Consider the following 26,150-nt stretch of genomic DNA (forward strand, 5'->3'; position numbering starts at 1 on the left):
AATAACCAGAGTAGGATTAATCTCCCATGAGTGCTTCCCGTAAGGGAGCGACAGTCTGTGATGCACCGTGGTCGTTGGAGTCAGACTAACGGATGGGCTCTATGGCACCATAGTTCATCGACCTTCCTCTCCCAGCCGTAGTATCCTATACCCAGGTTTTCACATTTTCATTCTCTGTGGTGTAGCGCTGATTTTGCGCTACATGGATGGCTAACGGGTGCTTTAGTGAACAATTGACTGCCTGTAAGGGGAGCTTTTTTTCTTGAACTAATGAAGCAGGTTAGCTCAATAAGAGTAGAGGTCTTAATAATCTAAAAGAATATATAACCAAATAAAACTCAAGGAGAGGTAATTTGAAAAAAATAAGAGAAGCAACAAAAGAAGATATGATAAATATTTATATGATGGGCTTTGATGTTTGGGGAGATGATATGCCAGTCGAAAAATATATAACTATGTGTCAGGATACAATTAAGTATAAAAAGGGGAAATGGTACGTTCTTGAAGCAACAGATACAAAGGAATTATTAAGTTCTCTCATCGTATATAAACTTAACCCTTCAGAAGACTTAATCGTAAAAGGGATAGGTTCAATCGCTACACCTGCAAATTCAAGGAAAAATGGATATGCTTTTTTATTAGTCAAAGAAACAATAAATAAGTTAGAACAGGAAGAAAACTGTAACAACTTTTTCCTGTATAGTGATATTGGGACAGACTTTTATAAAAGATTAGGCTTTATTGTTCTGCCTAATGAAAGTCAAAAATATAAAGACAGTATTTGTATGTACTACTCAAAAGAAAATGGTATCGACTCTATATCATTTGATATCCCAAACTACTTTTAAGGGACATCACATACTTGTGTGGGATATCGTTGATAACAGTATTGACGACAAAATTCCAGGATTTATTATCAAATTTATTAAGTACTTTTCTTCAACGAATGGGTGTTTTAGCAAAATATGACCATCATTAATGGTCTATTTTTAGACCCCAAAAGATAAGTTCTTCTCAGAAATCCATTATGAAATGCTACACTTATACTAAAGTGTAGTTTACTTGAAGAAGGAAAGTTATTATTTGGAGATAAATAGTGCTTGAAATGGATTAGAATTAAGCTTGAATTGGGAGTGAAGCTGTTTTGAATAATTCTTGGAATAAATTTATATATAAAATTGGTTCTCCAATTTATGATAAGTTTTTTAATTCGGGTATCTTTTTAAATGCTCGAAAACAAATATTCCAATCAATAACATTTGATAACAAACAAAAAATTTTGTTTGTTGGTGTAGGAACTGGTGCTGATTTAGAGTTAGTAAATTACTCGGGCTTAGATATAACGGCTATTGATTATTCACCTGACATGCTTGAAAAGGCAAAAACAAAGTTCGGGGATTCTACTATAAAGTTTTTGGAAATGGATGCTCAAAATATGGATTTTGATAACGAATCCTTTGATTATGTAGTAGCAAGTCTAATTCTTTCGGTTGTACCTGATGCTAATAAATGTTTTCAAGAAATTACAAGAGTTTTAAAAGACGAAGGAAAAGTAATTATTTTTGATAAATTTGCTCCTAAAAATAAAAAGCTATCATTACCAAAAATGCTTTTAAGACCTATTATTGAAGTATTAGGAACTGATATTGGTCGGAGTTTTGAAGAATTAATTCCTAAAAAAAATAGAAGTATAAAGATAGAAGAAGATATACCAATTATGATGAATGGAATGTATAGAAAAATAGTGATTTCTAAAATTAAATAATTTTTCTTATTGAACTAAAGGGGCAGGTTACTTTAAGAAGGATTGAAAGAAATCATATGCAATAAATAGAAATACTTACTTAACAAACTATGTAGGGAGAAGATACATTGAACATTTTAACTTTGATTCTAAGTTATTTAATTGGTTCAATCTCGTTTGCTTTAGTAATCGGTAAAATATTTTATAAGAAAGATATTCGTGATGACGGTAGTGGTAATCTTGGTGCAACTAATGCTTATAGAGTTTTAGGCATAAAAGCAGGAGTGATTGTTGCAATTGCTGATATATTAAAAGGTACATTTGCTTGTTTACTTCCCCTAATTCTTGGTTCTACAGTTAACCCTATTGTAAGTGGTTTATTAGCCATATTAGGGCACATATTTTCTGTTTTTGCTAGTTTTAAAGGTGGAAAGGCTGTTGCGACAGCAACTGGAGTTTTCTTGTTTTTGACTCCTTTAGGTGTTTGTGTTGGTTTTGTTGTATTTGTGTTAACTTTGCTGCTTACAAAGTATGTATCACTAAGTTCAATGTTGGCTAGTATAGCATTATTCATATACAGTCTTATATTTGAAGATAAAGTTATCGTAGCACTTTCTCTCCTAATAAGTGTATCCATAATCATTCTACATCGACAAAATATAAATAGAATTGTAAATGGAACAGAGAGCAAAATAGTTAAAATTTAATGTTACTTGTCAAGCTAACGGGTGCTTTAGCAAAATCTGGCCATCAATTCGATGGTCTATTTTTATGTCCAGAACAATAAGTTGATCGCAGATATGTATTGTGAAATGTTACACTTAAACTAAAGGGGCAGGTTAGTTGAAGAGTGTTGTTTAACTTGTGTTAAACAATCGAGTCATATTGTTTAATAACAATTATTATGCAAAGTAGATATTGTGGAGGTTTACACCTTAACTATTTGACAACGGTAAATACAGATTTACAACAATATGCAATTTTGGTTAGAACTGTTGTAATTACAGTTCCTTCTGAGAAATAAGGGATCATTAGTCGAATAAGTAGTCTTACAAGCGACCTAACCTACCTACATTTTTGGAACAATCTGATAAGAGGTTGTTCCTTTTTCCACTTATACTCTAGAATACAGAGGGTCATAAAAAAAATATATTTTTTCAAACCGAATGAAGGGTAGCTTCGTCTAAGATATATGAGGGGGTGACAACTAGATGAATGAACTAAACCAATTGGCGGTGACAGATGAAATGATGCTGGATGAGCGTGAGCAGATCATTGATCAATTAATGCGTGAATACAGCAATGATATCCTGCATCTTGTATATACATATGTAAAAAACCGAACCATAGCAGAAGATTTAGCACAAGAGATATTTATAAAGTGTTATAAAAAATTAAATCAATTTAATCAGCAGTCAACAATAAAAACTTGGCTATATCGCATTGCGAGCAATCATTGCAAGGACTATTTAAAAAGCTGGCATTATCGCAAAATAACACTTAACAATAAAATATTTGACCATATCCCTTCTAAGTCAAAACAGGTGGAAGAGGAGGTTATCAAGCATAGTGAAGAAAATAGCTTAACGAATGCCGTCATGAATTTGCCTCTAAAGTACAGAGAAGTCGTATTTCTACATTATTATGAAGAACTGTCTTTAAAAGAGATAAGCAAGATTACTTCAGTAAATATAAATACGTTAAAAACGAGATTAAAGCGTGCGAAGGAATTATTAAAAGACAAGATGATAGAGGAGGTTTAGGAGATGAATGATCCATTTAAGAACATGAAGAATTCGATGGAAAAATCAATATTCAAGGATTTTTCTTTTTCTAATGAAAGAAAAAATGCCGTGCGTGAAGCCATTCGTACGAATCAGTCACAATTTCATACAGAAACCATTATAGCTATATTAGAATCTGTGCAGCATGAATCAAAGGATGGCTACAATATTTCCGTCCAACTTTTTCAAAAAAATGTACGTGCTTTCTCAAAAAATGAAGGGCAGCTTTATACACTGCTACATCTATTAGAAAATAAAGAAATGCTTACTTCAAATTGGATAAATAACAAGAAATATTATTCTTTAAACTCCAAAGGTAAAAAATACTTAGCTACTTATAAACAAGATACCACTAAACAAGGATTATCCCTAAATCCCTTCATAACGGAGGCATCTTTATGAGTTCTCCCAAATTTGAAGAATTTTTAAGCAAAGTCACTTCCAAAGTCAAATCTACGGAGGCCCACAACAGGATAAAAAAAGAGCTTACTCATCATCTGCAAGAGTTAAGTCAATCTTACAAAAAAAGAGGATTTTCTGAAGAATATTCAGATGAAAAGGCCATTCAAGAAATGGGAAATCCATTTATTATTGGAGAGAATTTAAATCACCTTCATAAGCCAAAAATGGATTGGATTCTAATTGTTTTATTTGTTATTTTTGCTAGTATCAGTTTTCTCCCGCTAGTTGGTGGAATTCCTGAGATTTCATCATCAATCACCCATATTATGGGAAGGCAAGCTATCTGGTACTCATTAGCTGTTCTTGTGATTATTGGGCTTCTTTTCTTTAATTATCAAAAATCAAAGAACTGGTGGATGTACTTTTATGCTATCGGCTTGTTCATTCACGTATATCTATATTTATTTGGATATACGGTCAACGAAGCAAACAGATGGATCTTACTTCCCGGCCTAACGGTCGATGGCACTATATTGAGTTTATTTTTCTTTTTCCTGGCTTGGGCCGGTATTTTTAACAAAATAAATGAGTTTCGCAGTTGGAAAAAACAAGGATTTCTTCTTGTTTTATTTTGGATTCCCATATTGCTCTACATGATAGTGCCAAACTTTATGGTTGGGGTCATTTACTTTTTCTGTTTACTAGGAATGTTTACATTGGCACGTGTTCATAAGAAATTAGCTATCAACCTAATCGTATCAAATCTAGTGGCTGGTATCATCTTCATCATTATGATTATTACTACGACCTCACACCAAAGTTATTTTCTTACTAGATTATCTACTTTTATAAACTCAAATGCCGATCCAAATGGAGCAGGATATATGTATATGGTCGTTAGGAATGTCCTTGCAGAAGCGGGATGGTTCGGTAACGGACTTAATAATGATTTGAAATCTCAATTGTTGCCAGAATCACATACAGATTTTGCTTTCCCCTTCCTCGTCTATTCTCTTGGTTGGACATTCGGAATCGGTATTTGTTTGGTTCTGCTGATTTTTATTTTAAGAATCTCAAAAAATGCATTTAAAACAAAAGATCTTTATGGGAGATTAATCGTAATCGGTGGTGCTGTATTATTTGCCGTTCCTACTACTTGGAATATATTGATGGTCTTTGGAATCGTGCCCATCATGGAAGTTTCCCTGCCGTTTATTAGTTATGGAGGAAGTGCAATCCTCATTTACGCTGCTGTTTTAGGGTTCATTTTAAGTGTTTATCGAAGAAAGGATATTTTAGAACCCACGATAGCAGATAATATAAACATTTAAAGTCAAAAATCTAATAGTTTTAATATCAGTGATTTATTATATTTAACTGCTAAAAAATACAGAATATGCAATAAAAGAGAAGTTTATTATTCAACTAGCGGGTGCTTTACTTCAAGAAGGAGTAAATCCTATTTCTAATTTAACTAAAGCGGCAGTTTGCTTGAAGAAGGAATAATTAAATCATTATTGAATATGAATAGGAGGATTCAATATAAGGAAGGGTGATAATTGAATGTTTGTTGATAAAAGGGAGAGTTTAATTTTTTAGGGACAGTTATAGCGGTTAGCTCATGATGATTAAACATAATCTTTTTCAGGGGAGGTGGGAAGAATATCAAAAAGGAAAGTTACAAAATACCTGGAAGAATCGAGGAGATTAATTAAATGAGTATACCCGTAATTCGAACTTATAAAGATTCAAATGATTTAAAACGGATGCAGAAACTCACACAAGCTATATGGTCACTGGAACCTAATTACCATATAGGCGATCTAGCTTGGCAACGCTACCGACACGCTGGACGCGAGGATGATTGGGATACTGCAATTTGGGAAATGGATGGGAATCCTGTTGCTTGGGGATGGATTCAAAAACCTGGTGAGTTAATATGTCAAGTTAATCCTGACTTTCCTGAGGTGGCCAAGGATGTCATTGACTGGTTTGATAAAATAACTAAAACCAATGAGCAAAAAGTGAATATCCTAGAAACGGAGTCGCATCTTATTTCAGCCTTAGAAGATTTTTTATTCAACCCATTAGCAGAAAATCCAGAAGTCCTCACAAAAATTTCATTGGATAGTTGTTCATTCCCTGTTAAATTGCCAGATAAGTTTAAAGGCCGACATATCAAAGGTTTTGAGGATTTAACAAATCGTGTGGCAGTACATAAGGCTGCATTTCATAAATCCAGAGTCACAGAAGAAAGTTACTTGAACGTTATGAATACCTATCCTTATGATTCTTCTCTTGATTGGATAATAGAATCCCCAAACGGTGAGTTCGTAGCATCTTGTTTAATTTGGTTTGATGAAGTTAACAAGGTGGGGTTACTGGAACCTGTTGGAACGGATGCGAGATTTAGGAGAATGGGGTTAGCTAGTTCAGTCTGTAAGCTTGCTCTTAATGCGTTGAGTGAAAAGGGGGCAAAAACGGCAGTTGTTGTTTGTACTTCCCCAGAAGCATTTGAGCTTTACAAGTCTATTGGTTTTGAAAAATTCGCTCAAACAAAATCATTCCATCGTCTTAAAAATACTATATAAACTTCGCTTTTGTTCTTCAACTAACGAGGTGCTTTAGTTGAATTTTCGACTTCCGAAATAATTAGTCTTTAATAATAGCAACAAACAGGTAAAACCTCATATGTTGAACAATCTTTGTTCAACATACGAGGTTTATTTTTATCCCAATTTCAACACCGCCCAAATGAATGGTGTTGCACCGGTGAGAATAGTGAAGAAAAATACTAAAATGATAATTATTTCACTGTAAAAAGCCTAACTTAAGGCTCCTAGGAGGTTTACTTTACATCAATTCATGCAAAAGTAGTAGTTTTTTTCACTTCAATAAAACTTAATTGATTATCTTCTTTTTCATAAATCGAAAATAGATAGCCATCTTTTTCAATATAGTTATCTACTGCTAATTCAATATCTTGCGAGTAATACCAGCCGCCAATTGTATCTACATCAGAATTCTCTAGGTCAATCCTTAACAATTTTGCTACATCGTTAAGCAATACATTTGTATGGATAAGATAATGGTCTTCCTTTAATTTACGAATGTCTGCGATCTCATCATAATCGTATTCGTCACGAATTTCTCCAACAATTTCTTCTAAAATATCCTCTACTGTGACAAGTCCTGAGGTACCACCATACTCATCTAAAAGAATAGCTATGTGTGTGCGTTCTTTTTGCATCTTCAATAATAACTCATTAATCGGAGTTGACTCAATTGAGTTAATTACAGGATTCATAAACTTTTCAATATCAAAGGATTCTGCAGTAATTCGATTGTTAATACCTAGCGTTAAAAAGTCTTTAATATTTATAAAACCAACTATATTGTCACGATCCTCTTTATAAACAGGATAACGTGTATAACGTTCTTCTGAAATAGTTGTTAAAACATCATTGAAAGTGGCTTTTATTTCAAATCCAATGATTTTAGTACGTGGCACCATTATTTCACGAGCTATACGATCATCGAATTCAAAGACATTGTTAACATATTTTAGTTCGTTCTGATTTATTTCGCCACTTCTATAACTGTCTGCTAGCAAGAGACGAAGCTCTTCCTCAGTATGCGATAACTCATGTTCCGAAGCTGGTTTCATACCAAATAGACCAACTAATACCCGTGCGGATCCATTTAGGAACCAAATAAATGGATACAAAATTTTGTAGAATATCATAATAGGCTTTGCAAATACGAGTGTCACTGCTTCGGCCTTTTGAATCGCCACCGTTTTAGGAGCCAATTCTCCGACAACTACGTGAAGAAAAGTTGCAATTGCAAATGCTCCGCCAATTGTAAAGTAGTGAATATAATCTGTACTAATACCAATGGTTTCAAATAAAGGATGTAAAATAAACTCGAATGTTGATTCACCTACCATACCGATACCTAGAGCTGTTACCGTAATCCCTAACTGACAAGCCGATAAATATTCATCTAAATGTGTGGTTACATGTTTTGCGGCAAGTGATCCCTTTCGACCTTCCGCGACAATTTGGTCAATTCTTGATTGTCGTACTTTTACAATCGCAAATTCTGTTGCTACGAAGAAAGCTGTTAATGCTAATAAAATGACGAATATGGTTAAGTTCAATGCGGTCAATAAGTTGTCTTACTATATTAGTAAGACTTCACCTCCTAAGTGATGAGTAATAGTAATGATTGCATTAAGGCAACACTATCTGAAGAAATATTTTGCTTTATAGTATGCTGGGTAGTTTCCTCTTTGTTATTAATTTGTTCAAGCAAGGTAGATACTTCTTTTTCCAAATATTGCATGTGTAATCGAATTTCTTGGATATCAATCTCTTCTACATTTTCTTTTTCTAACTCGTGTTTAATTTTTTCTAAAGACATGCCTTGTTCTTTTTTCTCTTCAATTTTTTGCAATCGGACAATAGCTTCCTGAGGATAGTAACGATAATTTGAAGTAGAACGTTCGGCTTTTAGTAATCCAAGATTTGTATAATAGTCAATTGTACGTTTTGTAATGCCGGTTATTTCAGCTAACTCACCAATTTTTAATTTCTCTTTCCCAACTAAATCGCTCCTAACCGTAACGTTATGGTTTTTAGTATATAGGTTAATAAATTTATAAGCAACTATTACTTATATAAATATCATATGTTTCTGTATTGATTCCGTAATAAATCGAAGGTGCTGCTTTAATCGGAAGGATATAAATAAAGGATTAAGACTTAATGTGTCGAAAAAGGTACCCGTTTAGAGAATAATAGAATGGTAGGGAATTAAATTGAAATTAAAGATGCTTACTATTAGAAATTATAAAGGAATCAAGAGGCTTAGTTTAAACATTGAAAACATATTTATATCATTACAGTGAATCAATAATAGAATAATTCATTCTTTTATATTATCCAATGAAAAAGGATCCTTTCTAGTGGTCCTATTTTGAATGCCTCATAACTAAAGTACAGTTTTTCACCTTCTCTGATGATTTTTAATAAAATATTTGAAAGCTCAATTCCTCTATCCATTTTCATTCTCGGTGCTGCGTGAATGGCTACTGGTACCGACACATAATGTGTATTAAAAGAGAAGGTGCTTCTTAAGCTCCCATGAAAATTAAAATCTTTAATTTAGAATAAAAGACAATACGAAATCAGACTCGGCTAATTTTTATAAAAAAATTCACATACATTTCTTGCGTGTTAGGAGGTAATAGGTGATTCTTAAAATGGCATGTGCGATTGATAGCCCTGCACGGTTTTAAACCTTTCTTGATGCAGTATGCCTGGGCTCCCAAATAGGTTTTGGATTTTTTTACAGAGCTAGCTACTTCAATTAATGCCGATTTCAAGTACTTGATTCCTTTTTCTTAGTATTGCACAAGAAATTGGACAAGAAACTGCGGAGAAAAACAAAGGTGTTGGAAGCTTGCAAGCGAGTGAATTTTAGGACAACAGCAACATTGCGACATAAAAAACCAGTCGATTTAGAGCAACTGGTTCAATAAAGGCTTTATATTGGATTTTCATTCAACCAAATTAATGCTTGTTCATAATTATCGAAAAAATTTACGGATTTCTTTGTATTATACTGCTGTAAATAATTAATTATCTCTCCTTCCTCAAGGAGAAACGCAATTGCCATACTATGATTCAAAATGGTTTTATTGAAAAACTTATCTTTCCATGCTTTTTGAACTGTAAAGTGATCTGGGGTGTACCCTTTTCTATCCACCAACAATTTATAGTGCCTACCTTCGGAAATGAATTGCTGACAAACCTGCTCAAAGCCATTAAACCATTCGTTAACATCATCTATTTTAATCTTACCAATCAGACGGGTAACAATTAAATCTCCTGAAACTGTTGTGCTGATATTCTCTATACTCAACTTGGAATCATCTCCCTTCGTTACAATTATGCTTAATAAAATTTATAAATTTATAAAATCAATTTAGAATGAAATTTTCACGCAATAAAGCAACATTATTTACGAAAAGAGCCTAACCGAAAGATTGATATGTATGTAAGACAATAACTTAAATAATTGTTGTCCTATTTTGAAATCATAATAGGCAAACCAAGAGCTAAAATCAAGAAGTATATGTACAAACAAAGCAAAAAAACAACAGTAAATTTTATCTTTGTTGTTTCTTTTTTTGTAAAAAGTACAACCTAGGCTAACGAACATGTGAACAATTAAGTGAAAGAAAATAACTATACCTTCAGGTAGAGTATTTAACTTTACAGATAGCGAAAAAATTTTTTTATGATAATAAATGATTTCTGGATAACCTCGATCCCATCTCTTTAAAACAAAGGGAAAAGCTTAAAAAGATTTATCATTTTTAAAAAATTATACCGTTAGATACCGTGCAATCTTTAACTTAAATTCTCCTAATGGAATAAAAGAAAAATTAATTCTTTCAATATAGAAGTAGGAATTTTTGTCGTTTTAATATACTTAGGGTTGCTCAAAAGACTAATTCAGCATAGTGAACTTAAAAAGAGAGACCCCAATATAAATTCCCGTTTACTATGCGTTAGACAGACATTTTTGATTGATTGCTTAAAGGATTCGAGCGCAGAACCAATGTAAACCAGACGGCAAACCCAAGATAAACTACTGTTAAAATAACGAATATGAAATGAAACTGCTCCGCTAACTGCCGGAATAGGGCAAAAAAGACAACGATGCAATGTATTAGATTTCCCAATACGACAGGTTTGTTATAGATGCCGCCGAACAGGGCAGAACGTGTAAACCAGTTCAACATCGCGAACCCTAAATATAGTCCTCCGATGATTTGCAGAAGAATCAGAATAACAGGTGAAGGGTCAATCCCTAATATCTTTGAAATTTCTTCGGGAATAAAGGTTCCTGCCAACCCCAACAAACCCATCATCACGGCACTACTACTCAAAAGCCATTTAGTTTTCATTTTTTCCCTCTTTTCATCTAATCTTGGAATTTTATAAACAGCAACCAGAGAATTCTAGACAAGGCATATGTTAGCTTCAAACCGCAATAAACCACGAGTACAGTCCTAAGAAATTTAACAGGCTTTCGTTAAACGGCATCCTAGAAACATAAAATTTCCTCCCTTTAGGAGATCGATGAAAGTTTTAGACTTTTGGACGAGGGGGGTGTGACATCTAATATTCATTTCCAGTTCTTTCTTTTATCCATAAGAGTATTTCACAACCAAACACAACAATTGTTACATTAACCTTTATGTAACATCTGGATAGGTTATTTATTATATTCGACGAAACTCCACTTATTACCTTTAAGCAAGAGCTATCTTCAACAAATTTTGATGTTCCCTAATTTAGAGCATTTCGGCAGCAAGAATGACTTATTTTTCTCATGTTTTAGGCCAATTATTAAGCCTATAAAATCAATAAGTAATAACCCAAAATCAGATATATTACTATCCAACTACAATATTTGTTCTTCAACTAGCGGGTGCTTTACTTCAAGAAGAGTAAAGCCTTTTTGCTTATTGAACTAAAGGGGTAGTTTAGTAGAAAAAGAAAAGGAAACTAAATTATTGGTAATTCGTAAATATTATAGTAATACAACTACTCAATACTTTGGTTGCACATTTTTAGATTGGAGAGATATGAAAATGGAAGAAAAAGAGTGTCCAAAATGTAATTATAGTCAAATCGAAAAGGGGGTTATTCGGTCAGGGAATGCAGTAGTTCATATATTTCCCTACAACAATCCAGAAGTCAATCATCACCAATGACCTCATATTACTGCTCGAATTGTGGATATGTGTTAGGCTTATATGTTGATAATCCTAAAAATCTTGGAAAGTAATAATAAATTGAACAGTGCTTTGATCCAGAAGGATAATGCACCTTTTTTATTGAATTCCTTATTGAACTAAAGGGGCAATTTAGTTCAATAAGAATATTCGAATATTTACAATATATACAGAACATATATTCTGCATTTGGGGGATGAATATAACAAAAAAGCGTTACTTATTATTGATGTTCAAAATGGAACGTTTCAAGAAGGAAATGTTGTCTTTAATGGTGATAGATTATTAAAAAAAGTAAATGATTTATTAAAAGAAGCTCGATTAACGAAGACACCAGTTTTTTATATCCAGCATAATGAACCTGCTGGAAGAGCATTAGAATCGGGAACAGAGGGGTGGGAAATTCATTCTGTATTGCTCGCGAAAATGAAGATATAGTAATTCAAAAAGCAACTCCAGATTCATTTTTTAATACATCTTTTGATGAAGAATTGAAGAAATAGGGGATTGAACATATATACATTACTGGGATTCAAAAGGAACTTAGTGTAGATACAACATGTAGAAGGGCATTTAGTATGGGATATAAGGTGACTTTAGTTGAAGATACACACAGTATCTGTGATTCTCATGGATTAACCGCACAACAAATTATAAATCATAATAATAGTGCCTTAAATTAGTTTGCAGATGTTTATCCGAGTAATGAGATTAAATTCAATTGATTGTGAAGGGTTGTACTTAAACTAACGGGTGCTTTACTTTTCGAAGGAGTAAGCCTTTTTCTTGTTGAACTCCCATGAAAATTAAAATCTTCGATTTATAGAAAAAGGCAATACGAAATCGGACGCAGCTCAATAATTTTTTAAAAAAGTGCAGCGCCTAAATGAGAATTAAATTATGGATTGTACTAGGAGGCNGGATGGGCTCTATGGCACCATAGTTCATCGACCTTCCTCTCCCAGCCGTAGTATCCTATACCCAGGTTTTCACATTTTCATTCTCTGTGGTGTAGCGCTGATTTTGCGCTACATGGATGGCTAACGGGGCAGTTTAGTTTAAGAAGGATATTTCTGAAACCATATAGAATTAGATATTAGATACAAACCTGAATTCTGAAAGAGTATATAAAAGTAGTTTCTATATATTTTATTCAACTAAAGGGGGGAGTTAAAAAATTTTCTACGATATAGAGATTATTTTATAGGACAGGAGAGTTAAAGCTGACTAATATAAAAAAAGTATGTTTATTAGCAATGATAGGTATGACTGCTATTTCATTTACAAATCTTTTAGGATTTAATATTGCTGGGATAACTATTATTATTGGTATTGCATTTTTTTTTATTAATAGTAAATTGGAAAAAAATATCTCTGCTGATAATGGACTAAATGCAAAAGCAATTGGAACGAGTCTGAAAAACAAAACAATTTATTTTTGGATTGTTTTACCACTGATTTTGAATGTTGTTTGTATTGTGTTGGCAAAATTAATTTTGCCCGAATACATAGAACATCTTTATGGAAGAACAGAGTTTGTTGTTTCGTTAGATAAAATAATGTTTCTCTTTCTTCAACTTGCTATTTTAGCATTGGGTGAAGAAATTGCGTGGAGGGCTTTTTTTCAAAAGCAATTGAGTAATGCACTGCCAATAATACCTACCTTAATTGTTACATCCATAATATTTGCATTTGGTCACATTGTGGAGGGGAGTCTTATTGTAGTCGCTTATGATATTTTTTTTATCTTTATAAATAGTGTTTTATATGGAGTGATATTTTATAAAACAAACAATGCGTGGATAAGTGCTACTTCGCATTTTATTGCTAATTTATTTAGCATTATTTTAATATCATTTTTGTTGGGATAGTGACTTTGAGATAAAGTATAAACCTATTTTGATTTCATTTTATAAAGAGAAGTTAGACAGTTTCTTATTAAGCTAACGGTTGCTTTAGTTAGAAAAAGACTATCATTTCGATGGTCTATTTTTTATCCGAAACATCAAGTAGTACTCAGTAATCCATTGTGAAATGTTACACCTAAATTAAAGGGGCAGTATATGAATAAACATTTGATGTCTTTTTCTATTATTTTATTAGTAATATGCATTCTTTTAGGTTAGTGGTTTATTTCAAAGTCTTTAAAATCCGAAGAGTTATTGAAACGCAGGAAGAACAAGTTAGGTATGAGTTAATCTCACCAAATACTAATATCATTATATAATATAAGCAAAGTGGAGAGTATTGCCGGAAGTTTATTGAACCTAATGAGGGACCATCTGCGTGGGAAAAACAAATATCACCAATCTATACATCATCAAAATAAATCTGATATTTTTTTGTACTAACAAGAAGGAGTAAAGCCTTTTTTCTTATTAAATTAACGCAGCAGTTTAGTTCAATAAGCAGAAATGAATCATTGTTAATTTTATATGGACAATTTATTGAAAATTAAAACTAATATAAGTGCCAAACGTATTACTGCATTGAAAAATAAGTATTTTGATATTAGTTATGGCTTTGTTTGGAGTCGCTTTTCTAACGATTACGTATAGTTATTTCAATACTAAAGAAATAAATTTACTCATCACTGATTGTTATGAAACGGCGGAGAAATCATATTAGAAATCCAAAATAATCTCACAAGTAATTATTCTTTTGAGTGTGTGCTAAATAGAATTAGTTGTAAATATTCATAATTGTGTTCTTCCATTTCTTCTTCACTTATTGAACTTAAGGTGCAGGTTAGTTGAAGAGGAAGGCTTATATGGAGATTTATTAAGAATGATTTTTCTCCAAATGGTCTTAGTTAAAGGTTATAATTATGTATAGGGGAATCTAAAGTTAAATTCCCCAGTTATTATTATATCTAATATTTTGCTTGTTTTGCTTCTTTTGCTTGTATTGCTTAAATTCATCTAATATTTTTACATTATATTCATTATTTTTTTCTAATCTTTTTGAATTTCGATTAGTTAATTCTTCCATTTTTCGAATTGCAGTTTCAAACTCGTCATTTGTCATCTTTTTAGTAGCTAGCATTGAACATAAGTATGCATAAGCTATTGATGTTGTGTCAATATTCACATTTACATTTACATCAACGTCAGAATTACCACTTTGACCAATTGAAGATTTGTTTGTATCTCTATCAGAAATGAAGGAATTAGTTTTAGATAATTTTGATCTAGATAATATTTTCCTTGGATAGTAGTCCATTAATTTGTTACTCCTCTCTTCTTAACAATGAGTGGGATAGTGGGATAGCTATTAAGTCTACTATCCCACCAATCCAAAGATTTTAGTCTACGCCTAGCTTTGTTGGTCATAATCACCATCGGATTCTGCTCTAACTTTTGAACGGGAATCAGAATTTACATTAATATCTACCCATATTTTAGCATTTCCACTATTAATAACTTTTGCTACGTTTATATTCTTATCTTCATTTCTTAAGTCAGTGTCTACATCTGTATCATTGTTATTTCGTAATTTTTTATCGTTGTCTATGTCATTATTAGAATTAGAACGACAATGAGATTTTGAGTGGTTATTTCTATTTGAACAACATCTATTTTTTCTCCATACACTACTCATTTTTATCACCTCTCTTCTATTATTAGTTTATTCACAAGAAAATAAATAAATAGACATATAACTAGAAACTAAAATTTGATTGGTTTATAACACTTATTACTATCTCTGTTTTCTATTTTTAAAAACTCATGTAATCAATTTGATGTTAAGTCAAAAAGATAAGCACTTGGGAGTGCCGCTCAGAAGGAGAGTGTAATACTGTTATATGAGTATGACTGATAGACATAGATATAAGAACCAAATTACCTCTTATAGTCTATGTAGATAGAAATAGTTGATAAAGTATTTAGGACCCGTTAGATGAAAATAAATTGGAAAATTCTTCTTTAACTAAAGGGTGCTTTAGCAAAATATGGCCATCATTTTGATGGTCAATTTTTTATGTTCAAAACATTAAATTGATCTCAGATATGCGTTGTGAAATGTTACACTTCAACTAAAGATGCAGTTTAGTTGAATAAGAGGAATTTTAAAACTAATAATGAATTATTAAATTACAAGGATATTCAACTAATTCGTTATCTCATGGGAGTTGTAAAATGAAATTAATAAGTACTTTACTTGGTTTTCTAATAATTTTTGTTGGTTTATTGTTTTTAAGTACCACCATTTTGAATGAACCTAATAAAAACGTAATGGTTAAAATATTAGGAATAATAGTGCTTTTTTGTGGGATTTTTGTTTTAAAAATAATTGCTGATTTTGGAAAACAAAAGCCATCTTAAACTCGTATGTTAGTTGATGATGAAAATGGGAGTGAAAAATAGATGATCAATAGTATTTTTAGATTTATTGGTTTACTTTTAATGGCTAGTCCAGTTCTCCTGTACGGACAAAATATAGTTGGCGAAAAAGTGGCTATTATGATTCTTATTGTAGGTATAATAATTACATTTTTACTTAGAAAAAATAAAAAAATATAAAGTAAACGATGAAGTAAACTATGAACACATTTCGTTCATAAAATGTAATAAATGAGTAGGTGCTTATTCAACTAACGGGTGCTTTAGCAAAACGAGACCATCATTTGAGGGCTATTTATCTAAAACATCAATTAGATCTCCGAAATGCATTGTGAAAGGTTGCACTTAAAATAACGCAGCAGTTTAGTTGAAGAAGGCAAAGTACTAACTTTAGTTGTTTGATTTTGATTTTTTGATATAGTCCCTATAAAGAGAGTAGCGTAAAATAATGAAGAAAACTAATATATCTCCTATTCCTTTATTGCTTTTGGGTTATTACTTGCAATTTTGTTCATAATATTACCTATATATTTATTAGTCTTTTTAGATGTATCACCAGAAGAGTATAAAAATATGATAATGGAGTTACTGTTGAGGTAAATAATTTGAGTAATCAAAGTCTAGCTGATCTTATATTTTCATAATGCGTCAATCAGATGGATTTTAAAGAAATAGGAACGATAAAAGTCTGAAACCTGGGGAAACAACCCAAATAACTATATTATGTTAAGAAATAATAAAGTCGTTTAATTTTGAAGTGTTAAACATGAATAAATACCTTCAAAATAAAAAACAAGCTCCCAATAAAATTGTTCGCTTGTTTTTTGTACCCTTACATTAAAAAGGGCGATAACATTTAGTTAATGAAATTTTGAGGAATACATTCACGAACACCAGAATTTCTCAATGAGTTAAATAAAGCTGCACTGATTCTTAAAAGAACAAAGTTATCAGTGCCATTTTCTAATTCATAGATTACAAAGTATGAATTATCGACTGTAAAAATACATTTTCGTTCTAATTCAAATCCAGGTGGTACAGTAGGAAGATTAAAACGTGGCACAACTACAGGTGTATCTCCTTCATCTCTCATAAAATTGAAAGTTTGTTGGTCAATCTCATAGATATTAACTGGATCAATCTCCACACCTTTTTCTGGAATTGTAATTTCATCTTCAACTAATAGGAAAAAGCGTTCGTTTCGAAAATTGAAAATACCTCTCGCCCCAATTTCAAATGATGCCATTTTATTTTCACCTCCTTTCTTATATATAAGTTATTCGTATCGAATACAATTGCTTGGACAATAAGGAAGGTAGAGTGAAGAAGAATTAAAATAAACATTCATAGTAGTTGTTACAGCATGACTGCTAAAGAAGCAAACGTTGAATACATGGAAGTTGTTTAGTTTCGATCGTAAGAAGATAATCCTCAAAATAGATATTAATAAAGTTGTTTAAAATTGGACTATATAGCCCTTATAATTTAGGGTTCACCCTTTTTAAACAACTTTATTATGATGGAACAGGTGTATGATGAATGGATGTAAAAAAAGGTACAGGAGTGATTACACTAAATTTGAATTAACGCAAAAACGAATGAAAATCGGTTGTTTTCGATCGAGTTGAACTTGAATAAAGTGTGGTTTAGTAAAAAAGCTAGATTTTATATTGGAAATTTATGTTACGATTACTATAAAGATTGTGAAGGAATGTACTTAAACTAACGGGTGCTTTAGCAAAATATGGCCATCATTTCGATGGTCTATTTTTATGGCCACAACATTAAGTAGATCTAAGATATGCATTGTGAAAATGTTACACTTAAACTAACGAAGCAGTTTTGTAAGAAGGAGTTTGCTTTAAATTGTAGAATTATTATCAAGATAGGCAAATGTAAGGAGGCATAGAAATGACAAATAGAAATACCGAAGTATCCCTAAGAAAAGGAAATATAAATGATGCAGATGCGGTTTTAGAACTTCAAAAGGAAGTTCTTTCGGAAAGTGAATTTATGATTTCGGTAATAGAAGAGTATGAGGAAACATCGGAGCAAATAAGAAACTGGATTGAGAAAATATTAGAGAATGAGAGAGAAAAACTAATTGTGGCAGAAAGTAAAGGAAAGATTGTTGGCTTGATTGTTTTTCGCTCAAATAGGGCTAAAAGAGTTTCTCACACAGGTTCTTTTACGGCAATGGTCAAAAACGATTACCGTAATCAAGGTATTGGTAAACTGCTAATTAAAGAACTTTTAAACTGGGCGGAACAAAACCCTTTAATAGAGAAAGTAAGTTTGGGTGTTTTATCAACAAATCAACGAGCTATCGGATTGTACAAAAGTATGGGATTTATTGAAGAAGGACGTAAAATTAAAGAAGTTAAGTTCAGGGATGACTTATATGTAGATGATATACTTATGTATAAACTAGTTTAACCCTTTTTTTTTCAACTTCTTTATCAAGTGTAATGCTCCTAAATAGTATGGTATTTTTGTTTGTGAAGAAATGCACTTAAGCTAAAGGGTGCTTTACTTCAATAAAGAGTAGAGCCTTTTTTACTAACGGGGCAGTTTAATTGAAGAAGAAGGTATTTTTAAAAAGCTTGCGAAGTTTGCATATAAAGGAATTATTAAACAACTATAACGTAGAAAATTAGGGATGGTTTTGCTTTTACATACTGAAGTTTTTGGGGACGGGGAACCAATTGTATTTCTTCATACGGGCTTACAAACTGGTTTAACTGACTTTGAATATCAGAGAGAATATTTTAAAGATAACTTTAAGTATTCTTCCCGATTTAAGAGGACATGGTAAGTCAATTGAAAATAACTTTTCGAATTTCTTAGAGGATTCTGCAATGGATATAGAAGAAACTCTAAATAAATTAGATGTAAAATCTGCTCATCTAGTAGGGTGTTCATTAGGTGGTTTAGTTGGATTATGCTTTGCGAAGAAATTCCCTCAAAAAGTCAAAAGTTTAACCATTTCTGGAGTTTTATCTAAAATGCCAGAAAACTGGATTAAAATGCATAATGAAGATGTAGTATTTCAAGCACAATTATTACAAAATGGAGATGTTGTAAATTACTTTGACAACTTACATGGGTCCGATTGGAGACAGTTCATATATATGGGGAAAGATGAACATTGGTATCCATTTCACATGACAAAGGATCTGGATGGTATTAATTCACCTGTTTTGTATATGGTTGGTGAAGGAAATAAAGGTGAAACCAATGGGACTATCTTGTACCCGTTATTAAAGGAGGATGTTCACGTGTCTATCATTCCCTTTGCCTCGCATCTAGTACATTCTGAACAGCCAGAAGTATATACAAAGATATTAGATGTTTTTATAAAAAAAGTTGAGAAAAAATAGTTTTTTATTAAACTAACGGGTGCTTTACTTCAACAAGGAGTATAGCATTTTTTCTTATTGAACGAAATGCACAGGTTAGTTGAATAAGAAATTAAGGTCTAAGTTAAGACAATGAAGATAAAACTGGAATGGTGTTGATCTCAGATATGCATTGTGAAATGTTACACTTAAACTAACGCCGCTGGTTAGTTGAATAGCAATTTAAACAACATTAAAGAGCCTAACTACATACAAATTGTAGTTAGGCTCTGACTATTTATGATGGAAATTAAACGACTTTAGATTATATCTACACAAATAGGAATTAGCAAATATTGTTACTATAATCTCAAAAGAAAAGAATCGTTATTTTATCTGCCCTATTGATAGGTTAACACGATAATTCCCATATTTTAAAAGTCGTTCTAGTAAGTTATCCAATTCTTCATTGGAAGCAAAATGTGTTTTTAATAAATAACATCCTTCACCACTTATACGATGTACTTCAGAAATAGCTCCTTCTTCTTGAAAGAAATTTTTAAACTCTTGATGATTAGCTGTTTTTCGAACACAGTAACAAATGCAGTCACTAGTTGTCCTAATTTGATTCGGTTTATTGTAATTGTGTATTGTTCAATAATCCCTAAATCTTCTAACCTTCGAATTCGATTTCCTACAGCTTGCCCCGTCATGTGGATTTTTTGACCAAGTTCTTTCCATTGTATTCTAACAGCGTTATTAGGACAGGCTACAATGACACGTCCAGAAGCAGAAAAAATCGGTAAACTATTAGAGTTAGATGAGAAGTAGTTCAAGCATTAACAGAAGTTCCACTTCGAGGTCAAGTAATGCAAATGCCTCCTACAGACCCAATCTTATATCGATTATATGAAATGATGTTACAATACGCACCAACTATTCGAGAAATAATCCTAGAAAAAGCTGGCGAAGTTGTCATGAGTGCAATTAACTTCAACCTAGGCGTGGACACACAAGAAGATTCTAAGTGTGGCGACCCTCGAATCGTTATTACACTTAATGGGAAATTCTTACCATTCCATACATGGTAATTAATTAAATTATAATAACCTAATCATATATAATTTAAAACCAAAGAATCCATCCTTTAATCTAACTGGATGGATTTTTTCTATGAGATTTTTTTCAAGAAGGGAGAATAATATGAACTCCCACTATGAGTGATTGCTTAGAGGACACAAAGAGTCCTTTTTCAAATAATGGTGCAGGTTACTTCAATAAGAACAGGAGAATCAATATATTAGGTAGAATACAATAAGAAGTCATTGTTTAGAGAAATAGTATATTTATATTAGGAGTGTTGGTTATGGTTCATGCAAAAGATGTTTTATCGGATCAGTTGTTGGCAAATGCGAATGATCCCAGTTGGTACATAACATTTTCAGATTCAGTAAAAAGATTGTCTGAGGAACAAGCATTTTGGAAGCCAAACAAGGAAAGTAATAGCATAGCTGAGATTGTGCAGCATCTACTATATTGGAATAAAACATGGCAAACAAGGTATCAAAAATCTCACGTGGATGCTGTCCCTTCTATTGGAAATAATAATAACAGCTTTATAATTCCTGAAAATCATACATTTGCTGACTTAAAAGAACAACTATTAGAGGTGCTTTTACTTTGGCAAGAGTTATTATATGAAGAAAAAGTTGAGAGTGAAGTTAACGGTTTTTCTGGAAATGTGAAATGGTGGGAAGTTCTCGGAAACGTGTCAACTCATAACGCATATCACATTGGTCAGATAATATATATCCGAAAGCTGCAAAATAGCTGGAAAAAAGATGTAGGAAAAGATGAATAAATAAAAATTGGAGGATGGATGAAGATACATTATACATTCTAAATGATTTATCTAGATTCAAATAAAAGCATCAAAATAAAAATCGGTAAAGAGATTTATCACAATAATGGTTTGGCTTGTAAAAGTTTGTTATTGGAAGATGAATATGAGACTTGCTACCAAAACTAAAGTCTCTTCTTGAACTAATGAGGTGCTTTAGTAAAACAGATCATCATTTCGATGGTCTATTTATTTATCCAAAACACTAAGTAGGTCACAGAAAATCCACTGTGAAATATTACACTTCAACTAACTGGGCAGTTTAGTTGAAGAAGTAGTTTGCTTTAATTTGTAGAATTGCTATCAAGATATGCAAAGGTTAAAAGGATTAAAAATGACGAATAGAAATACCGAAGTATTCCTAAGAAAAGGAAAATTTAAATGATGCAGATGCGGTTTTAGAACTTCAAAAGGGAGTTCTTTCGGAAAGTGAATTATGATTTCGGTAATAGAAGAGTATGAGGAAACATCGGAACAAATTTACTTGCAACGATTGTGGATTCACTTACTTTTTCATTCTTACTTGCTTCGCCATGTTCTGGACCAAATAGATTCAAGATTACAACATCTTTAAGAATTAATGCGATTCCTGTAATACTGGCAACATTGATTTTCTCTTTCCAAATTAGTACGGAAATAATGGTTGTAGCAACGTTACCTATTCCAGACCAAAGGGCATAGGCGGTATTATTTAATACAAATATACTGGTTGAAAGCAATAGGACGGCAGAAGAAATAGAGGAATGGACAATTTGTTTTTTAAAGAGGAATAACTTTTTGTAACAATATCAATTTATTCACTTACATAATTTTATACAAACGATTTTAAACGCTGTCCTTTTCACTTAGGATTAGCGTTTTCTTGATTCTTCCTATGACATTGAACTGTTCCTTTCTTTTTCCTCGATTGTATTTCTGCCATTCCCCCTCCACTAGACGTTGTCTCAACCACAGTCGAGAGTTCGCTTTTTTGTAATACGATATTGAAAAATTCTGAATTTTGTGTTGACTTATACGGTTCGAACTATTAATCTAATATCATATTACTGTATATAACATATCCGTTTTTTATTTGTTATATTAAACAGATATTGATAACTCCATTCCATAAAGAAAGAAAACTAGGGGGAATGATATTTGTATAATCCATTAATTGAAACGATGCAGCGTAAAGAAATGGAAAGCCTACAGCTAGATCGACTCCGTAGTACAGTTAAGAACGTTTATGAGAATGTTCCATTTTATCGAAAGAAATTTGAGGAGCTTGGGATTAAGTCGGAAGATATTAAAAGTTTAGAAGATTTAACGAAGCTGCCATTTACAATAAAAAAAAATTTGCGAGATCATTATCCTTTTGGATTATTTGCAGTATCACAAGAAGAGGTTGTTCGGATTCATGGATCATCCGGAACGAGTGGGAAACCAACAATTGTTGGATACACAGCAGAGGATATAGAAATGTGGGCTGAAGTTGTAGCACGTTCTATTGTGGCGGCAGGTGGTAAAAAGGAAGATATTTTCCATAACGCATATGGCTATGGTTTATTTACAGGGGGAATAGGGCTCCATTATGGTGCGGAAGTTCTCGGAGCAACCGTTGTGCCAATGTCAGGCGGAAACACGGAAAGACAGATTACATTAATAGAAGATTTTAAACCTAGAGGCATTTGCGGGACGCCTTCATACATGTTGAACATAGCGGAGAAAATGAAAGAGAAGGGTATAGATCCGAGGCAATCATCGATGGAATATGGAATTTTCGGAGCGGAGCCATGGTCGGAAGAAATGAGAAAAAGGCTAGAGCAAACTTTCCATTTGAAAGCAGTTGATATTTACGGATTGAGCGAGATTATTGGACCAGGTGTCTCCGTTGAATGTTATGAAGCTCAAAATGGTCTACATGTACAAGAAGATCATTTTTACATCGAGGTAATTAATCCTAAAACACTTGAACCAGTTGCTGAAGGGGAAGAAGGAGAGTTAGTTTTTACAAGTTTAACGAAGAGAGCGCTTCCAATCATTCGATATCGCACTGGTGACATTTCGTCCATAACACGCGAGAAGTGTACATGCGGCAGGACTTTGACGAGAATGTCGAGGGTGAAAGGTCGTACTGATGATATGTTGATAATACGTGGAGTGAATGTCTTTCCAACGGAAGTAGAACGGGTTCTTTTACAAGTGGAAAATCTTGTACCTCATTATCAAATTCATTTAATTAGAAAAGACGCGATGGACATCGCCGAACTACATGTAGAAATAGATAATAATCTCTATGAAAAAATCAATGGAGATTTAAGCGATTCTCAAGTAACTCAACTAAAATTAGAAATTCAAAGTTCATTGAAATCGAGCTGTTTAGTGTCTATGGATATTGTTTTTAATAGTCCTAAAACGATACCAAGATCTGAAGGAAAAGCGATTCGAGTTATAGATTCTCGAGATAAAAATGTAATAGGTGTGTAATTCATACTAAGAAGGAGGAAGTATGTTTGTCTCACAACGAGGAAATTATTGATGTAACCATAATTGGGGGAGGACCAGTAGGCTTATTCACTGCATTTTATGCTGGTCTTCGAAATATGTCTTGTAAAATAATTGAAAGTCTTCCGCAGCTAGGTGGACAATTATCTGCTTTATATCCTGAAAAGTATATTTACGATGTTGCGGGTTTCCCTAAAATAACCGCGCAAGATCTCATCGATAGATTAAAGAAGCAAATGGAGCAATTTGAGCAAACAGTTTGTTTGAATGAAGCAGTGGAAGAGATAGAAAGACAGCCCGACAATTCTTTTAAACTATCGACTAACAAAGGGATACATTTTACTAAAACAATCATTATTACTGCAGGAAACGGTGCTTTCCGTCCGAAAAAAATGGATCTTGAAAACTCTTCAAAATTTGAAGAGACTAATCTCCATTATTTTATTCATGATTTGCAAAAATTTGAGGGGAAAAAAGTGCAGTTGTTTGGTGGTGGTGATTCTGCAGTAGACTGGGCTCTTATGTTAGAACCAATAGCAGAAAAGGTTACATTGGCTCATCGTCGTGAGAAGTTCCGAGCACATGAACATTCTGTGGAGATGTTGAAGAATTCAACTGTAGATGTATTAACTCCATTTGTTCCATCTGCATTTATAGGAGAAAAACGAATTAAACAAGTCGAGTTAATAGATGTGAAAGGCAATGAAACAAAGATAATCGATGTTGATGATGTCATTGTCAATTATGGTTTCGTCTCATCTCTTGGTCCTATTAAAAATTGGGGGTTTAATTTGGAAAAAAACAGCATTGTCGTAAATTCAAAAATGGAAACAAATATTCCGGGAATTTATGCAACTGGTGATATTTGCACATATGAGGGAAAAGTGAAGTTAATTGCAAGTGGATTTGGTGAAGCACCGACTGCAATTAGCAATGCAAAAGTGTTTATCGATCCAACGTCTAAAGTTCAGCCTCTTCACAGCACAAGTGTTATGGATAAACCCAAGAGACAGGCTGAAAAAGTCTGATAAACATAAGAATGAAGAGAATATGCCAATGTATACAATTGTTGATCAAGAAACATGTATTGCATGTGGATCTTATGGAGCCAGTGCACCAGACCTCTTCAATTATGATGTGCTGGTAGCGATTTTTATAGAATGTGTAGGGCAACAATCAAACGAATCTTATGAATATTCTTCCACCTATAGAGGTACTTCAGCTGTCCCTACGCAAGTCCTTCCAATAATAATAGAGATGGTTTAAAGTGAGCTAAATTTTATAAACTAGCATAATTTATAAATGATATAACATTATATATTTATAACGTCATTAAATTGTTATATACAATCATATAAAGGCATAACTTTATTAAGGGGGGTTAGATATGACCAATTTGCATAATGCGGCAGAAGAAGAACAATTGGCTCATTTCATGCAGCGTATTGAACGTGGCGACAAGATTGAAGCAGATGATTGGATGCCAGAAGAATACAGACTGACATTAATTAGATTGATTTCTATGCATGGCATTAGTGAAATAATGGGGGCACTTCCTGAGAAAGAATGGGTGCCTAAAGCTCCTTCGTTAAATAGAAAGCTAGGCATTATGGCAAAAGTGCAAGATGAAATGGGTCACGGCCAGTTGCTTTTGCGAGTAACTGAAGACTTACTTTTACCTTATGGAAAAAACAGAGGAGATATAATGCAAGACTTATTTAATGGAAATTTAAAATTCCATAATGTTTTCCATATGGAAACGAAAACATGGGCGGATGCCGGAATTATAGGTTGGCTCGTTGATGGAGCGGCTATTATTACACAAACAAATATGCTAAATGCTTCGTACGGTCCTTATGCAAGAGCACTGCAGCGAATTTGTGCAGAAGAGGTATTCCATGCTCAACATGGAGAATCGATCATTATGGCGCTCGCTGAAGGTACAGAAGAACAAAAGGCAATGATTCAGGAATCTCTCGATCGCTGGTGGGAAGCTCTGCTCATGTTCTTCGGACCGGCGAGCAAAGAGACGACAGGATCTTCTAAACAAGACTTGACGATTAAATATAAAATTCGTACCAAAACAAACGAAGAATTTAGACAGCTATTTTTTGATAAATACATTCCGCGTATTTTATCACTTGGTCTGAGAATTCCGGATCCGACAATCCGTTTTGATGAAGAAAGTAAGCTGTGGTCATATAAACAACCGGATTGGAATGAATTTAAGAAAATTATAAAAAACGGAGGACCACGTTCACATGCACGACTGAACTTACGAAGGTCATCTTACGAAAATAATGCATGGGTGCGTGATGCACTAAGTGTGAAAGTCACCTAGC

25 protein-coding genes and 4 pseudogenes are annotated in these 26,150 nt (G+C 32.9%); 20 read left to right on the top strand and 9 right to left on the bottom strand.

From position 1 onward, the window contains the following. Nucleotides 1-353 precede the first annotated feature (353 nt). From FG382_RS19185 to FG382_RS19215, 7 genes are all read left to right on the top strand, one after another. Nucleotides 354-848 carry a GNAT family N-acetyltransferase gene (locus tag FG382_RS19185; RefSeq protein ID WP_142540493.1) on the top strand — a complete coding sequence of 165 codons (495 nt, stop codon included), beginning with the start codon at nt 354-356 and terminating at the stop codon, nt 846-848. A gap of 296 nt (nt 849-1,144) precedes the next feature. After that, a complete protein-coding gene (locus FG382_RS19190) occupies nt 1,145-1,765 on the top strand; it encodes a class I SAM-dependent methyltransferase (protein WP_142540494.1) in 621 nt (206 codons plus the stop codon). A 107-nt stretch (nt 1,766-1,872) separates the two neighbouring features. Then, nucleotides 1,873-2,451: a glycerol-3-phosphate 1-O-acyltransferase PlsY gene (gene plsY, locus FG382_RS19195; protein ID WP_142540495.1), complete on the top strand. Its 579-nt coding sequence runs from the start codon at nt 1,873-1,875 to the stop codon at nt 2,449-2,451. Between the two features lie 504 nt (nt 2,452-2,955). Then, nucleotides 2,956-3,507, top strand: a complete 552-nt coding sequence (locus FG382_RS19200) for a sigma-70 family RNA polymerase sigma factor (protein WP_142540496.1) — start codon at nt 2,956-2,958, stop codon at nt 3,505-3,507. A 3-nt stretch (nt 3,508-3,510) separates the two neighbouring features. Then, nucleotides 3,511-3,930, top strand: coding sequence for a PadR family transcriptional regulator (locus FG382_RS19205; protein ID WP_142540497.1), 420 nt, complete (start codon nt 3,511-3,513; stop codon nt 3,928-3,930). Beyond that, the gene (locus FG382_RS19210; protein ID WP_142540498.1) at nt 3,927-5,261 is read left to right on the top strand and encodes an FtsW/RodA/SpoVE family cell cycle protein; all 1,335 of its coding nucleotides are present in this window, start codon (nt 3,927-3,929) and stop codon (nt 5,259-5,261) included. Before FG382_RS19205 ends, FG382_RS19210 begins: the two co-directional genes overlap by 4 nt. A gap of 384 nt (nt 5,262-5,645) precedes the next feature. Further along, the gene (locus tag FG382_RS19215; RefSeq protein ID WP_142540499.1) at nt 5,646-6,521 is read left to right on the top strand and encodes a GNAT family N-acetyltransferase; all 876 of its coding nucleotides are present in this window, start codon (nt 5,646-5,648) and stop codon (nt 6,519-6,521) included. A gap of 272 nt (nt 6,522-6,793) precedes the next feature. Here the strand turns inward: FG382_RS19215 and FG382_RS19220 are convergent, their stop codons facing one another. From FG382_RS19220 to FG382_RS19235, 4 genes and pseudogenes are all read right to left on the bottom strand, one after another. Next, nucleotides 6,794-8,101 carry a hemolysin family protein gene (locus FG382_RS19220; protein ID WP_142540500.1) on the bottom strand — a complete coding sequence of 436 codons (1,308 nt, stop codon included), beginning with the start codon at nt 8,099-8,101 and terminating at the stop codon, nt 6,794-6,796. A gap of 35 nt (nt 8,102-8,136) precedes the next feature. Continuing rightward, on the bottom strand, nt 8,137-8,604 hold the full coding sequence (locus tag FG382_RS19225; RefSeq protein WP_342354607.1) for a MerR family transcriptional regulator: 468 nt from the start codon (nt 8,602-8,604) through the stop codon (nt 8,137-8,139). Between the two features lie 876 nt (nt 8,605-9,480). Further along, nucleotides 9,481-9,943: pseudogene (locus tag FG382_RS19230) on the bottom strand (STAS/SEC14 domain-containing protein). 567 nt (nt 9,944-10,510) lie between these two features. Beyond that, nucleotides 10,511-10,909: a multidrug DMT transporter permease gene (locus FG382_RS19235; protein WP_142540503.1), complete on the bottom strand. Its 399-nt coding sequence runs from the start codon at nt 10,907-10,909 to the stop codon at nt 10,511-10,513. 612 nt (nt 10,910-11,521) lie between these two features. On the opposite strand from FG382_RS19235, the gene FG382_RS23300 reads away from it, so the two are divergent. The 3 genes and pseudogenes from FG382_RS23300 to FG382_RS19250 all read left to right on the top strand — a co-directional run bounded on the left by FG382_RS23300 (nt 11,522) and on the right by FG382_RS19250 (nt 13,614). Beyond that, nucleotides 11,522-11,722 (top strand): hypothetical protein, encoded by a 201-nt coding sequence (locus tag FG382_RS23300; protein WP_244950550.1) that lies wholly within the window; start codon nt 11,522-11,524, stop codon nt 11,720-11,722. 210 nt (nt 11,723-11,932) lie between these two features. Next, nucleotides 11,933-12,426, top strand: a pseudogene (locus FG382_RS23565) (cysteine hydrolase family protein). Nucleotides 12,427-12,999: 573 nt separating this feature from the next. After that, nucleotides 13,000-13,614, top strand: coding sequence for a CPBP family intramembrane glutamic endopeptidase (locus FG382_RS19250; RefSeq protein WP_142540504.1), 615 nt, complete (start codon nt 13,000-13,002; stop codon nt 13,612-13,614). A gap of 976 nt (nt 13,615-14,590) precedes the next feature. On the opposite strand, the gene FG382_RS19260 is transcribed toward FG382_RS19250, so the two are convergent. Further along, nucleotides 14,591-14,965 (bottom strand): hypothetical protein, encoded by a 375-nt coding sequence (locus FG382_RS19260; RefSeq protein ID WP_142540505.1) that lies wholly within the window; start codon nt 14,963-14,965, stop codon nt 14,591-14,593. A gap of 93 nt (nt 14,966-15,058) precedes the next feature. Continuing rightward, nucleotides 15,059-15,343: a hypothetical protein gene (locus FG382_RS19265; protein ID WP_142540506.1), complete on the bottom strand. Its 285-nt coding sequence runs from the start codon at nt 15,341-15,343 to the stop codon at nt 15,059-15,061. Nucleotides 15,344-15,882: 539 nt separating this feature from the next. Here FG382_RS19265 and FG382_RS19270 point away from each other — a divergent pair. Then, nucleotides 15,883-16,068 (top strand): hypothetical protein, encoded by a 186-nt coding sequence (locus FG382_RS19270; protein WP_142540507.1) that lies wholly within the window; start codon nt 15,883-15,885, stop codon nt 16,066-16,068. A 42-nt stretch (nt 16,069-16,110) separates the two neighbouring features. After that, nucleotides 16,111-16,266: a hypothetical protein gene (locus FG382_RS22790; protein WP_170206585.1), complete on the top strand. Its 156-nt coding sequence runs from the start codon at nt 16,111-16,113 to the stop codon at nt 16,264-16,266. Between the two features lie 676 nt (nt 16,267-16,942). Here the strand turns inward: FG382_RS22790 and FG382_RS19275 are convergent. Continuing rightward, entirely contained in the window at nt 16,943-17,332 is a 390-nt protein-coding gene (locus tag FG382_RS19275) for a spore coat protein (protein ID WP_142540508.1), read from the bottom strand. A 659-nt stretch (nt 17,333-17,991) separates the two neighbouring features. On the opposite strand from FG382_RS19275, the gene FG382_RS19280 reads away from it, so the two are divergent. Next, nucleotides 17,992-18,522, top strand: coding sequence for a GNAT family N-acetyltransferase (locus tag FG382_RS19280; RefSeq protein ID WP_373287595.1), 531 nt, complete (start codon nt 17,992-17,994; stop codon nt 18,520-18,522). A gap of 311 nt (nt 18,523-18,833) precedes the next feature. After that, nucleotides 18,834-19,466 (top strand): alpha/beta fold hydrolase, encoded by a 633-nt coding sequence (locus FG382_RS19285; RefSeq protein WP_229677344.1) that lies wholly within the window; start codon nt 18,834-18,836, stop codon nt 19,464-19,466. 345 nt (nt 19,467-19,811) lie between these two features. Here the strand turns inward: FG382_RS19285 and FG382_RS19290 are convergent. Then, nucleotides 19,812-20,224, bottom strand: a pseudogene (locus FG382_RS19290) (Lrp/AsnC family transcriptional regulator). Between FG382_RS19290 and FG382_RS19295 the strand changes: the two are divergent. Next, nucleotides 20,169-20,515 (top strand): annotated as a pseudogene (locus FG382_RS19295) (cyanase); the annotation flags it as partial. The pseudogenes FG382_RS19290 and FG382_RS19295 sit on opposite strands and share 56 nt — an antisense overlap. Nucleotides 20,516-20,790: 275 nt before the next feature. Further along, nucleotides 20,791-21,285 (top strand): DinB family protein, encoded by a 495-nt coding sequence (locus FG382_RS19300; RefSeq protein WP_142540510.1) that lies wholly within the window; start codon nt 20,791-20,793, stop codon nt 21,283-21,285. Nucleotides 21,286-21,758: 473 nt separating this feature from the next. Here FG382_RS19300 and FG382_RS19305 read toward each other — a convergent pair whose 3' ends face one another. After that, nucleotides 21,759-22,076 (bottom strand): DMT family transporter, encoded by a 318-nt coding sequence (locus FG382_RS19305; RefSeq protein WP_142540511.1) that lies wholly within the window; start codon nt 22,074-22,076, stop codon nt 21,759-21,761. Nucleotides 22,077-22,485: 409 nt separating this feature from the next. On the opposite strand from FG382_RS19305, the gene FG382_RS19310 reads away from it, so the two are divergent. The 4 genes from FG382_RS19310 to paaA all read left to right on the top strand — a co-directional run bounded on the left by FG382_RS19310 (nt 22,486) and on the right by paaA (nt 26,149). Continuing rightward, complete coding sequence (locus FG382_RS19310) at nt 22,486-23,790, top strand: phenylacetate--CoA ligase family protein (RefSeq protein WP_142540610.1); 1,305 nt, start codon at nt 22,486-22,488, stop codon at nt 23,788-23,790. Nucleotides 23,791-23,816: 26 nt separating this feature from the next. Then, nucleotides 23,817-24,836 (top strand): NAD(P)/FAD-dependent oxidoreductase, encoded by a 1,020-nt coding sequence (locus FG382_RS19315; protein WP_142540512.1) that lies wholly within the window; start codon nt 23,817-23,819, stop codon nt 24,834-24,836. A gap of 22 nt (nt 24,837-24,858) precedes the next feature. Then, a complete protein-coding gene (locus tag FG382_RS23305) occupies nt 24,859-25,074 on the top strand; it encodes a ferredoxin (protein WP_142540513.1) in 216 nt (71 codons plus the stop codon). Between the two features lie 121 nt (nt 25,075-25,195). Next, the gene (gene paaA / locus FG382_RS19325) at nt 25,196-26,149 is read left to right on the top strand and encodes a 1,2-phenylacetyl-CoA epoxidase subunit PaaA (RefSeq protein WP_142540514.1); all 954 of its coding nucleotides are present in this window, start codon (nt 25,196-25,198) and stop codon (nt 26,147-26,149) included. Nucleotide 26,150 lies beyond the last annotated feature (1 nt).

The organism is Psychrobacillus lasiicapitis (genome assembly GCF_006861795.1).
Taxonomy (GTDB): domain Bacteria; phylum Bacillota; class Bacilli; order Bacillales_A; family Planococcaceae; genus Psychrobacillus; species Psychrobacillus lasiicapitis.

What these genes read in the sequence shown, in the direction of transcription:
- FG382_RS19200 (WP_142540496.1), top strand. Translation starts at nt 2,956, where the DNA reads ATGAATGAACTAAACCAATTGGCGGTGACAGATGAAATGATGCTGGAT.
- FG382_RS19205 (WP_142540497.1), top strand. Translation starts at nt 3,511, where the DNA reads ATGAATGATCCATTTAAGAACATGAAGAATTCGATGGAAAAATCAATA.
- FG382_RS19210 (WP_142540498.1), top strand. Translation starts at nt 3,927, where the DNA reads ATGAGTTCTCCCAAATTTGAAGAATTTTTAAGCAAAGTCACTTCCAAA.
- FG382_RS19215 (WP_142540499.1), top strand. Translation starts at nt 5,646, where the DNA reads ATGAGTATACCCGTAATTCGAACTTATAAAGATTCAAATGATTTAAAA.
- FG382_RS19235 (WP_142540503.1), bottom strand. Translation starts at nt 10,909, where the DNA reads ATGAAAACTAAATGGCTTTTGAGTAGTAGTGCCGTGATGATGGGTTTG.
- FG382_RS19250 (WP_142540504.1), top strand. Translation starts at nt 13,000, where the DNA reads ATGATAGGTATGACTGCTATTTCATTTACAAATCTTTTAGGATTTAAT.
- FG382_RS19260 (WP_142540505.1), bottom strand. Translation starts at nt 14,965, where the DNA reads ATGGACTACTATCCAAGGAAAATATTATCTAGATCAAAATTATCTAAA.
- FG382_RS19265 (WP_142540506.1), bottom strand. Translation starts at nt 15,343, where the DNA reads ATGAGTAGTGTATGGAGAAAAAATAGATGTTGTTCAAATAGAAATAAC.
- FG382_RS19270 (WP_142540507.1), top strand. Translation starts at nt 15,883, where the DNA reads ATGAAATTAATAAGTACTTTACTTGGTTTTCTAATAATTTTTGTTGGT.
- FG382_RS22790 (WP_170206585.1), top strand. Translation starts at nt 16,111, where the DNA reads ATGATCAATAGTATTTTTAGATTTATTGGTTTACTTTTAATGGCTAGT.
- FG382_RS19275 (WP_142540508.1), bottom strand. Translation starts at nt 17,332, where the DNA reads ATGGCATCATTTGAAATTGGGGCGAGAGGTATTTTCAATTTTCGAAAC.
- FG382_RS19300 (WP_142540510.1), top strand. Translation starts at nt 20,791, where the DNA reads ATGGTTCATGCAAAAGATGTTTTATCGGATCAGTTGTTGGCAAATGCG.
- FG382_RS19310 (WP_142540610.1), top strand. Translation starts at nt 22,486, where the DNA reads ATGCAGCGTAAAGAAATGGAAAGCCTACAGCTAGATCGACTCCGTAGT.
- FG382_RS23305 (WP_142540513.1), top strand. Translation starts at nt 24,859, where the DNA reads ATGCCAATGTATACAATTGTTGATCAAGAAACATGTATTGCATGTGGA.
- paaA (WP_142540514.1), top strand. Translation starts at nt 25,196, where the DNA reads ATGACCAATTTGCATAATGCGGCAGAAGAAGAACAATTGGCTCATTTC.